This window comes from Bacillus sp. SH7-1, assembly GCF_008042405.1.
GTDB classification, from domain to species: domain Bacteria; phylum Bacillota; class Bacilli; order Bacillales; family Bacillaceae_G; genus Bacillus_A; species Bacillus_A thuringiensis_N.
The window spans coordinates 20,105-30,807 of the sequence record NZ_QNUD01000062.1; the positions used below are offsets into that span (position 1 = coordinate 20,105).

Here is a 10,703-nt window from a genome sequence, read left to right on the forward strand (position 1 = left end):
TTCGTATAGAGAAAAGGCTTTCCAGGGAAACTTGGGAAGCCTTTTTATAGTTGAATAGATTGGGAATGTAGTAGTTTTTACTGTAACTTCCCATTTAAAAATCGAGCGTATAGGTCATGAAAGTAGTTGGGGCGAAATAAGTTTGCTGCATGACCTGCTAACGGTATTTCTTTATATAAAACGTTAGGGAGAATAGACTTTAAATCAAAAAGACAAGATTTATAGAGATGATCATGTTCGCCCATTACCCATAGAATAGGGTGGGGAAGTGATTTTAATTTAGATTTTAAATCGAATTCTAAACGGTGTCGTAATGATTGGGCAATAATTGATGAGTGTAATTGCAATCCGAAACGGTAATAAATATTTCTTGAAATGACTGCGAACGGATTTGCTTTTAGTATGCCACTTGGAAAAATGGTATTTGCGTATTGAGAGAGCCATTTAGAGTAATCGTCTCCTCGCTTCTCCCAAAACTTTTGAAATACGTTATATAAAAGGGAAGGATTATTATAATGTCCACCAATATGACAAATGCTTAATACTTTTTCTGGGTGCATTTGTGCAAAAATGGTAGAGATATAACAACCGTAGCTTAAAGCGCAAATATGAGCTTTTTGAATGCCTTCTTTTTCGTATAAGTTCAATAATTGGTCCACGAGACGCTGTAATGAAAATTCGATAGCTTCTCCTTTGTCATCACCGTGACCTAATAAGTCATAAGTAATAATGTTGTAAGAGGCGGAAAATCGTTTATGCTCTTTTTTGAAGGCGCGACGATTGCCGACTAATCCATGAATAAAAATGATTGTTTCCTTTTCGGAATGTATATTTGTTTGCAAAAAGGATACTCCTTTCAATAACGGGAGATTTATATAGTATTGTAAATTGGTTATCTATAATTCACATAGAATAATATTAAGTACCTGGTAATAATATCAGATGTTTATACTTGTTGTAAAGATGCGTTTGTATGTATATTTTGTAAAAACAGAAAAAGTGTGTTTACATTCAGTTTACATTTGTATTGTATTCTATTTTTAGAAAGAACAGTTTGGTTTAACACGAGGAGATGAACATGTATGGAAGTTAGAAATGGGACAAAGAAAAAAGGGAGCTGGAGGCAGTTTTTACGCCTTATTCAAGATACAAATCCTCCGAAAGGTATTCTTGTTTTTGCGTTATTAATGAGTTTGCTTTCTACGGGAGCAAGTTTATTTATTCCGATGTTAACAAAAGGATTAGTAGATAATTTTTCACTTTCGTCAATTAGTACAGGACAAATTGTTGGGCTAGTTGCATTCTTTATTATGCAAACGGTAGCTGCAGGATTATCTATATATTTACTAAATTATATAGGACAGAAGATTGTAGCTGGACTGAGAGAACGTTTGTGGAAAAAGGTGCTTATATTGCCAGTATCTTATTATGATCAAAATAGAACAGGCGATACAATTAGCCGAATGACAAATGATACAGGAGTTGTGAAAACATTAATTTCTGAGCATTTGTCAAACTTATTAACAGGTGGTATTTCAATCGTCGGATCATTAATTGTACTATTCGTTTTAGATTGGAAAATGACACTTTTACTTTTAACGGTTATCCCATTATCAGTACTAATTTTAGTTCCACTCGGACGAAAAATGTATAAGATTTCAAAAGCACTTCAAGATGAAACAGCTTCTTTTACAAGTGTGCTAACGCAAGTATTATCAGAAATTCGTTTAGTGAAATCTTCAAATACAGAAAAAAGAGAATATGAAACAGGGAATACAGGTATACAAAAGTTATTGCAATTTGGTTTGAAAGAGGGAAAAGTGCAAGCGTTAATTTCACCAGTTATGTCGTTTGTTTTAATGGCATTACTTGTTATTATCGTAGGGTATGGTGGAATGCGTGTTTCTAGCGGTGCATTAACAACGGGTGAACTTGTAGCGTTTATTTTATATTTAGTTCAAATTATCATGCCGATGAGTCAATTATCTATGTTCTTTACACAATTCCAAAAGGCAATTGGTGCAACGGAAAGAATTAATACGATATTAGAATATGAAGTAGAAGATCATGAAACTGGTGTGAAAGTTACAAATGCTAAACAACCAATTGTTCTTGAAAATGTACATTTCGAGTATAACGAAGAAGAGCAAGTCTTAAAAAATATTGATTTCACAATTGAATCAGGAAAAGTAACAGCGATTGTAGGGCCAAGTGGTAGCGGGAAAACGACGTTATTCTCATTATTAGAACGTTTTTATGAGCCAACTAGCGGTGCCATTAAATTAGGAAAAGACTCAATTACGAACTATTCATTACAGTCATGGCGACGTCAAATTGGTTACGTTTCACAAGATAGTCCGTTAATCGATGGAACGATTCGTGATAATATTTGTTACGGTGTTGAGGGCGAAGTGACAGATGAAGAAATTGAAAAAGTAGCAGCGATGGCATATGTTGATGCATTTATTCATGATTTACCGAACGGATATGCAACAGAAGTTGGAGAACGTGGTGTGAAGCTTTCCGGAGGACAAAGACAGCGAATTGCCATTGCCCAAGCATTACTTCGAAATCCACAAATTCTTATGTTAGATGAGGCAACTTCAAGTTTAGATAGTAAATCAGAGTCTGTCGTTCAAAAGGCATTAAATAACTTAATGAAAGGCAGAACAACGTTAGTTATTGCACATAGGCTTTCTACAGTTGTAGATGCGGATAAAATTATCTTTATTGAAAAAGGGAACCTTACAGGAAGTGGTACGCACGATGAATTATTACGTACACATGACATGTATCGTGAGTTTGCAACGCAGCAATTGAAAATTAAAGAGGGCGCATTATAAAATGAATAATCAGTGGGGTTTGTACTCCGCTGATTATTCATTTTTAAAAGTTTTATTAAGGATGCTAATTAGAAAGGAGATGGTTTCTTTGATACCTAACATTTTAATAGTAGACGATGATCCACATATTAGAGAACTCGTTTCTGTATTTTTAGAGCGAGAAGGTTTTCAAACATATGAGGCAATTGATGGATTAGATGCACTTCAAAAAATAGATGAAGTGAAGGTCGATATGGTTATTCTTGATATCATGATGCCAAATATGGATGGGTTTGATGTATGTTTTGAATTAAGGAAATACTATGATATCCCTATTTTGATGCTAACTGCTAAAGGAGAAACGTCTCAAAAAGTAAAAGGATTTCACCTTGGAACAGATGATTATCTTGTAAAACCTTTTGACCCTATAGAATTAGTAGTAAGAGTAAAGGCATTACTGAAGCGTTACCAAATTACAGTGTCACAATCAATTCAAGTTGGAAATGTACTGTTAAATCGTAAAACATTTGAAGTTACAATCGGTGAACAAATAGTTACATTACCATTAAAAGAATTCGAATTGCTCTTTAATTTAGGTTCTAAAGCAGGGAGAACTTGTTCAAGAGAGCAATTAATTGAAGATGTATGGGGATATGATTTTGAAGGAAATGAACGTACATTAGATGTTCATATTAATCGGTTACGTGAGAAGTTCCAAGAAGAGAAGTCGAAATTTAGTATTAAAACGATAAGAGGATTAGGGTATCGCTTAGAGGTAAGTAGATGAGAAAAAGAAAACAAATGAGTAAGTTGAAGATGCTAAAAGTAATTGGAGCGGTAATAGCACTTTTTTCTTTCCTCACTATAATTTGGTCTATAGCATTTTATGTAGCATCTAGTATATTAGATGTTCTTGAAATACAAGTATCGCCTTTTGTTACTTTTCTAATTAGTGATATGGTCGGCTTTATATTTATTATTCTTATTTGGGTATTGATCGGGATATTAATGAGACCGAAGCGAGAGGCAATGATCTGGACCATTATTGAACCGATACAAAAAATTGCAAAAGGAGACTTCTCCGTAAAAATACGAAATGAAGAGAAATATGATGGAGAAATTGGTGTGCTCGTAAAAAGTATAAATGATATGACAGATGAATTGAATGCGATGGAGAAAATGCGCCAGGAATTTGTATCGAATGTTTCTCATGAAATACAGTCACCATTAACTTCTATAAAAGGATTTGCTAGAGCACTACAAGACCATAATTTTTCCGAGGAAAAAAGAAAGCATTACCTTGCCATTATTGAAACGGAAACAACGAGATTATCTAAACTAAGTCAAAATTTACTGAAGCTAACTCTTTTAGAGTCGGAAGAATATACACCAGAAAAAGTGAACTATCGATTAGATCAACAATTAAAGCAAATTGTGTTAAATAGTGAACCACTTTGGGATGAAAAAGAAATTGAATTAGACCTTGATTTAGAAAAAGTGCATATAACTGCCGATCAAGAAAGTATGAGTCAAGTGTGGATTAATTTAATTCATAATAGTATTAAATTTACTCCAAGTGGTGGCACGATTACTATCCAGTTAAAAGAATATGGGACATTAGTGGAAGTGCGTATTCGTGATTCGGGAATTGGGATATCAGAAGAACAGAAACAACATATTTTTGAGCGTTTTTATAAAGCGGATTCTTCACGAAATCGTGCTTATGGAGGAAGTGGCTTAGGTTTAGCGATTGTAAAGAAAGTACTCGACCTTCATCAAGGAGAAATAAAAGTCGAGAGTGAGGAAGGGAAGGGCACGGAATTTATTGTGTGTATTCCTAAATATAAAGAGAAATAGTGTTAATCTTCTAACACTATTTCTCTTTATAAATACATTTACCATTGCTGCAGTTATATTGATAAGCAAGGCAAGCGCAAGGAATTTATTGTGTGTATTCCTAAATATAAAGAGAAATAGTGTTAGGATGATATCTTCTAACACTATTTCTCTTTATAAATACATTTACCATTGCTGCAGTTATATTGATAAGCTTTTCCTTCGCTATTCATACGGTAAGAGTAATCAGATTCTTTATCTTTCTTAAAGTCAACGTATGCTTCTGCACCGTTTTTATCATCATCTATATCAATGAATTGAACGTATCGTATAGAATAATCCGTATTTTCACTTAATCCCCTTTTTTGCAAGTTTGTATGAATGCCTTCTACTAATTGGTCGAACAGTGACCAGTTTAAATTCAAATGCTCAAATGATTCAGTATGCCGTCCTAAAATCCCGTTATCTTGTATGATTTTTTTACTATCATCATATTTGTAAGAGTATGTAAAATATGGTTCGTCTTTATATACAACAGATGCATAATAACCGATATTATAAATAGGAGTATATTTTCCAGTGATACTTTGTATATCTTCTTGTTTATAACCTTTTATAGTATGAAGGTAATCACTGGTATCTTGTTCTATAACTTTATAGTTTAGAGGATTACCAAATATAAGGTATATCCCCAAAAATATGATACATAGTCCGACTACAGTTAGTGACAAGAACCGTTTTTTTCTTTTCATACACATATCCTCTCCTATGGTAGATTTATTTTTATTTTACATGAATAATGGCAAAAACATGAGACTTATAAAGTGAAACTTTAATTAGTGGGGGTCTTGTTCATCCCCCACTGATTATTAGTTGAACCAATCGGTTTTTTTTACGGGCGGTTGATCCCCCACCTAGCTTCTTTGCTTCCATTGAATTTTGAGGGGGGGTCTTACTGCCCGTTAATACGGGATAAATAAAAACTTTCTATAGTTACCTACAAGTAACCTACGCACATGAAAGTGCATCATTGCCTTTTTACATAAATATAGTTACACTTTTAATATAATAATAAACAACTGAGACGATTAAGGAGTGTTATACTTGGCAGAATTATTACAAGGTAAAAATGCTTTAATTACAGGGGCAGGTAGAGGGATTGGTCGTGCTGTAGCGATTGCATTAGCGAAAGAAGGCGTAAATGTAGGTCTATTAGCTCGTTCAGAAGAAAACTTAAAAGCTGTAGCGAAAGAAGTAGAAGCAGAAGGCGTAAAAGCTGTTATTGCGACTGCCGATGTATCTTCATATGAGGAAGTGACTACTGCAATTGAGACGTTAAAAAACGGTTTAGGATCTATCGATATTTTAATTAATAACGCTGGTATTTCTAAATTTGGTAAGTTTTTAGAATTAGACGTTGCTGATTGGGAAAAAATCATTCAAGTAAACTTAATGGGTGTATACTATGCAACTCGTGCAGCTTTACCAAGCATGATTGAGCAACAATCTGGTGATATTATTAATATTTCATCTACAGCAGGACAAAAAGGTGCACCTGTAACAAGTGCATATAGTGCTTCTAAATTTGGTGTTCTTGGTTTAACTGAATCGTTAGCGATGGAAGTTCGTAAACATAACATTCGTGTAACTGCTTTAACTCCAAGTACAGTAGCAACTGATATGGCTGTAGATTTAGGATTAACTGATGGAAATCCGGATAAAGTAATGCAAGCAGAAGATATTGCAGAGTTTATCGTAGCGCAGCTGAAATTAAATAAACGTACATTTATTAAATCAGCTGGACTTTGGTCTACTAATCCGTAAGGGCTAAAATTATAAGCAAAGAAGGGATATCTATTCTGTAATGGAATGGATATCCCTTCTTTATTTTTTGTATATAAGACAGAATTTTCGTTATAATCAAAAGTGAATAGTAGAAAAGCATTGAAAAATTGAAGGGCTGGTATTTTCATGAGTATGATTGAGAAATGGACGGTTGTTGATCAATATGTGAGTGATGTATTAATACCGAAAGATTCTACATTTTCGTAAAAGAATAACGAAAGGAGATAAATAGAATGAAAAAGATGTTTGAAAAATTATAACATGTATCGTATACAACGCAGTTAGCTCGTGGACCTCCTATATACATATTACTATATTTTATATAAAAAATTGGAGGTTGTGAGTAAATGAGAACTGAAAAAGAAATGCTAGACTTAATTATTAATACAGCAAAAGAGGATGAAAGAATCCGAGCAGTCATTATGAATGGATCACGTGTAAATCCGAATGTGAAAAAAGATTTTTTTCAAGACTATGATATTATGTATGTTGTAAATGAAATACAATCTTTTACATCTAATCATAATTGGATACGTAGATTTGGAGAAATAAAGATTGTACAAATGCCGGAAGAAATGTCATTAGTTCCACCAGATGGAGACGGAAAGTTTCCGTATTTAATGCAGTTCATGGATGGGAATCGGATCGATTTAACATTAGTTCCGGTCGATTTAATAAAAAAGTTCGTTGGACAAGATAGTTTAAGTAAATTGCTTCTCGATAAAGATAATTGTATGGAGGAATTCCCGCCAGCAAGCGATAAAGATTACTTAATAAAAAAGCCTACAGAAAAAGAGTTTTTAGATTGCTGTAATGAGTTTTGGTGGTGTAGTACCAATGTGGCAAAAGGATTATGGAGAGAAGAACTTTCTTATGTGAAAGGGATGCTTGATGGCCCAGTGCGAGATATGTTAATCGTAATGCTAGAATGGCATATTGGTATGAAAACAGACTTTGCAGTTAATACAGGGAAGTTTGGAAAGCATTTCGAACAGTATTTTGAAAAAGATATGTGGATACAATTTAAAAGGACATTTTCTAATGCAGAATATGAGAACATATGGGAGTCATTCTTTGTTATGGGTGATTTATTTAGGGAAGTGGCGAATGAAATTGCTAACACATATGGATATCGATATCCGCAAGATGATGATGATAAAGTGACGAACTATTTAAAACATGTGAAAGCTTTGCCAAAAGATAGTACATCGATTTATTAATAATAGTAAGCAGTAAGACTGTCTTAATTAAGGACAGTCTTATTTTTGTTTATGAATAACAATTTCTCTAACAAAGTGCAGAGGAATCACATATGAAAATTTAGGGAGGTTTTTTATCATGTATTATTTTTATTCGCCAGAAATGTTTGCTCCATATCAATGGGGACTAGAACGAGATGTTTCGTATGCGTATATGCCATATAACTCATTTTATTATGGAGACTATATAAGCGCATTGCCATACGCATATATCCCTCAAAGCTATGAAGTACAAATAAAAGCAGATGAGCGTGGATCGTGGACACCATTTTCATGGGTTGAAAAATATGCGTACGCATTTTCAGGACCGTACAATAAAGCGGAAGTCGCTCTTACATTTGATGATGGACCGGATTTAGAATTTACGCCAAAAATATTAGATAAGTTAAAACAACATAATGTAAAAGCTACTTTTTTCCTGCTTGGTGAAAACGCAGAAAAGTTTCCGAATGTAGTAAAGCGTATTGCGAATGAAGGGCATGTAATTGGCAATCATACGTATAGCCATCCAAATTTAGCGAAAGTAAATGACGCTGAGTACCGTAATCAAATAATAAAAACAGAAGAAATATTAAATCGTTTAGCTGGTTATGCACCAAAGTTTATTCGTCCGCCGTATGGTGAAATACTTGAAAATCAATTGAAGTGGGCAACAGAGCAAAATTTTATGATTGTACAGTGGAGTGTTGATACGGTTGATTGGAAAGGTGTAAGTGCTGATACGATTACAAATAATGTGTTAGGGAACTCATTTCCTGGTAGTGTCATACTACAGCATTCAACTCCAGGCGGGCATTTGCAAGGATCTGTAGAGGCGCTAGACAAAATTATTCCGCAGTTAAAAACGAAAGGAGCACGTTTTGTAACACTTCCAAGCATGTTTCAGACATCGAAAGAAAGAAAGTGAATGTGCTATAAATTGGAAAAAATAGGGTTGTATCGTATAATGAGAGTGTAAGTTAGGGGGGATATAATTGATCTATGCATTAGTAAACATAGGAATGAGTATATTGATTGGTGTTATATTTTTACTTGCTGCACTTATCCTTCAAAAAAATCCACCAACGGATATTAACGCTGCATATGGTTACCGTACGAAACGATCTATGAAAAATAAGGAACTATGGGACGCGGGTAATAGGTACAGTGCAGAAATGATGAAACAAAATGGTTTCATCATGATGTTAATAGGAAGTTTTATTAGTATACTGTTTAGATATCCCCATACAACAGCAGTGATTATGGTCGTCATGGTATTGTTAATCATTCGCTTATTTATACGAGTAGAGAAGAGATTAAAGAGACTTGAACAATGATGATAAGGAAAATAGGACTCTCAGTCAATGATAGATAGGAGTCCTATTATATTTACAAACTATTATTTTTTAGTAGTTCTTTTCCTTGTTCAACAACAAATTCATAGTACGCAAGATCATATGGATAAATATCTTCAAATGTTATCGTTATCGGTTTATTGTTTAAAACAGAAATAGCTGTAAAGGATGAAATCTCTCTTTTTAATAGTTGTAGAAAAGAAGTTGCATGTATTTTCATCACATCGTCTACTTCTTCACCTGGTGCGAATGGAAGTGGCTGGATGACATTGTGAAAATACATATGACAAAACTCGCGATCCGTAAGATTTGAAATTTCATAATCTATTGTAAAGATTCCTTTGTATGCTAAATCAGTAGTTTGAAAGAAAAGTCCTAATTCTTCTTCAATTTCACGAAGACCACCAATTTGTACATCTTCATCATGCATAATATGTCCAGCTGAAGTAATATCCCATATAAGTGGAGCTTCTTTCTTATTTTTAGAGCGTAATTGGAAATATAAAAACATATCTTCAGCATCTTTTTCTACAAACCAACAATGAAATGTTTCGTGCCAATCACCGTCACGATGCACTTCATCACGTAATTTCTTCCCAAGTATGTTTCTTTCAGTATCAAATATAGTTAACCACTCTGCCATTTAAATTCCCCTTTCTGCAAATTTTATTATACAATATTCGTATTGAATTTTGGGAAAATAAAGAAAAAGGGTCGTTATTAGTGGGAATAGAGGGTAAGGAAATAAAATCGATTATTTCAACAGAGAAGGATTTACGGGAAATATTGGGGCAACCAAGTGAACGAGCTTTAAAAAAAGTTATTTCATCATTAGACCACCATTGCGTAGGCTTTCTGTCTAAATCTCCTTTTCTAGTATTATCTACGGCAAATAAATTAGGAGAGTGTGATGCTTCGCCGAGAGGAGATACACCTGGATTTGTATACGTATTAAATCATAATAAAATTATCATTCCAGAAAGACCAGGCAATCGTCGTATAGACTCCATTTTGAATATTATTTCCAATCCACGTATAGGATTAATCTTTTTTATTCCAGGTCTTGGGGAGACACTCAGAATAAATGGCCGAGCGTATATAACAAACGACGAAGAAATTTTGCAAGAAATGCAGGTGAATGGACGTAATCCGCTACTTGGAATTGTTGTTGAAATAGAAGAGTGTTATATTCATTGTGCAAAAGCTTTTATTCGTTCTAAGATGTGGGATCCGGAATCTTGGTTAAATAAAAAAGCGTTACCTTCAGCAGCAAAAATGTTGCTGGAGCATGCGAAAGTGAATACTTCAGAAGAAGATGTTGCACGTTCTTTAGAAGAAAGTTATACAAAAAGATTGTATTAAAAATTTTATTGATATAATTTTGTGGGGTGGATATGTACGTGTTTTAGAATGGGATATTTATATATGAACCGTTGATTTACAAACTGGAGAAATAACAAAATAGGTAAATTAAGTGGTAGTTGCATAATGCTATTGTGAAATATAATAAAAAAATTTCTTGAAAATAGTTAGTAAAAATAGGCTTGCTTTTTAAAAAATTGATAACTATAATAAGTTAACAAATAGACATGAACGAAAAAGTAACG

11 protein-coding genes and 1 pseudogene are annotated in these 10,703 nt (G+C 33.7%); 9 read left to right on the forward strand and 3 right to left on the reverse strand.

Annotated features, from left to right (window positions below):
- Positions 1–77 precede the first annotated feature (77 nt).
- Entirely contained in the window at positions 78–842 is a 765-nt protein-coding gene (locus DN390_RS29860; RefSeq protein ID WP_001194292.1) for an alpha/beta fold hydrolase, read from the reverse strand.
- Positions 843–1,082: 240 nt separating this feature from the next.
- Between DN390_RS29860 and DN390_RS29865 the strand changes: the two genes are divergently transcribed.
- The 3 genes from DN390_RS29865 to hitS all read left to right on the forward strand — a co-directional run bounded on the left by DN390_RS29865 (position 1,083) and on the right by hitS (position 4,679).
- On the forward strand, positions 1,083–2,843 hold the full coding sequence (locus tag DN390_RS29865; protein ID WP_147809290.1) for an ABC transporter ATP-binding protein: 1,761 nt from the start codon (positions 1,083–1,085) through the stop codon (positions 2,841–2,843).
- Between the two features lie 88 nt (positions 2,844–2,931).
- Entirely contained in the window at positions 2,932–3,609 is a 678-nt protein-coding gene (gene hitR, locus DN390_RS29870) for an envelope stress response regulator transcription factor HitR (protein ID WP_218944385.1), read from the forward strand.
- Entirely contained in the window at positions 3,606–4,679 is a 1,074-nt protein-coding gene (gene hitS / locus DN390_RS29875) for an envelope stress sensor histidine kinase HitS (protein ID WP_147809291.1), read from the forward strand. The genes hitR and hitS overlap by 4 nt, the downstream gene beginning before the upstream one ends.
- A 143-nt stretch (positions 4,680–4,822) precedes the next feature.
- Here hitS and DN390_RS29880 read toward each other — a convergent pair whose 3' ends face one another.
- Complete coding sequence (locus DN390_RS29880) at positions 4,823–5,410, reverse strand: DUF3139 domain-containing protein (protein WP_147809292.1); 588 nt, start codon at positions 5,408–5,410, stop codon at positions 4,823–4,825.
- Positions 5,411–5,762: 352 nt separating this feature from the next.
- On the opposite strand from DN390_RS29880, the gene DN390_RS29885 reads away from it, so the two are divergent.
- From DN390_RS29885 to DN390_RS29905, 5 genes and pseudogenes are all read left to right on the forward strand, one after another.
- A complete protein-coding gene (locus DN390_RS29885) occupies positions 5,763–6,482 on the forward strand; it encodes a 3-ketoacyl-ACP reductase (protein ID WP_000818985.1) in 720 nt (239 codons plus the stop codon).
- Positions 6,483–6,629: 147 nt separating this feature from the next.
- Positions 6,630–6,701 (forward strand): annotated as a pseudogene (locus DN390_RS29890) (methyltransferase); the annotation flags it as partial.
- A gap of 149 nt (positions 6,702–6,850) precedes the next feature.
- Positions 6,851–7,723, forward strand: a complete 873-nt coding sequence (locus DN390_RS29895; RefSeq protein WP_147809293.1) for an aminoglycoside 6-adenylyltransferase — start codon at positions 6,851–6,853, stop codon at positions 7,721–7,723.
- 118 nt (positions 7,724–7,841) lie between these two features.
- Positions 7,842–8,669, forward strand: a complete 828-nt coding sequence (locus DN390_RS29900) for a peptidoglycan-N-acetylglucosamine deacetylase (protein ID WP_147809294.1) — start codon at positions 7,842–7,844, stop codon at positions 8,667–8,669.
- Between the two features lie 70 nt (positions 8,670–8,739).
- Positions 8,740–9,078, forward strand: a complete 339-nt coding sequence (locus DN390_RS29905; RefSeq protein ID WP_304521085.1) for an SdpI family protein — start codon at positions 8,740–8,742, stop codon at positions 9,076–9,078.
- A 52-nt stretch (positions 9,079–9,130) separates the two neighbouring features.
- On the opposite strand, the gene DN390_RS29910 is transcribed toward DN390_RS29905, so the two are convergent.
- On the reverse strand, positions 9,131–9,739 hold the full coding sequence (locus tag DN390_RS29910; RefSeq protein WP_147809296.1) for an NUDIX hydrolase: 609 nt from the start codon (positions 9,737–9,739) through the stop codon (positions 9,131–9,133).
- Positions 9,740–9,819: 80 nt separating this feature from the next.
- On the opposite strand from DN390_RS29910, the gene DN390_RS29915 reads away from it, so the two are divergent.
- A complete protein-coding gene (locus DN390_RS29915) occupies positions 9,820–10,458 on the forward strand; it encodes a pyridoxamine 5'-phosphate oxidase family protein (protein ID WP_147809297.1) in 639 nt (212 codons plus the stop codon).
- The last annotated feature ends 245 nt before the right edge of the window (positions 10,459–10,703 follow it).

Coding starts and splice junctions, on each gene's coding strand:
- DN390_RS29900 (WP_147809294.1), top strand. CDS start 7,842: ATGTATTATTTTTATTCGCCAGAAATGTTTGCTCCATATCAATGGGGA.
- DN390_RS29880 (WP_147809292.1), bottom strand. CDS start 5,410: ATGAAAAGAAAAAAACGGTTCTTGTCACTAACTGTAGTCGGACTATGT.
- DN390_RS29910 (WP_147809296.1), bottom strand. CDS start 9,739: ATGGCAGAGTGGTTAACTATATTTGATACTGAAAGAAACATACTTGGG.
- hitS (WP_147809291.1), top strand. CDS start 3,606: ATGAGAAAAAGAAAACAAATGAGTAAGTTGAAGATGCTAAAAGTAATT.
- DN390_RS29895 (WP_147809293.1), top strand. CDS start 6,851: ATGAGAACTGAAAAAGAAATGCTAGACTTAATTATTAATACAGCAAAA.
- DN390_RS29865 (WP_147809290.1), top strand. CDS start 1,083: ATGGAAGTTAGAAATGGGACAAAGAAAAAAGGGAGCTGGAGGCAGTTT.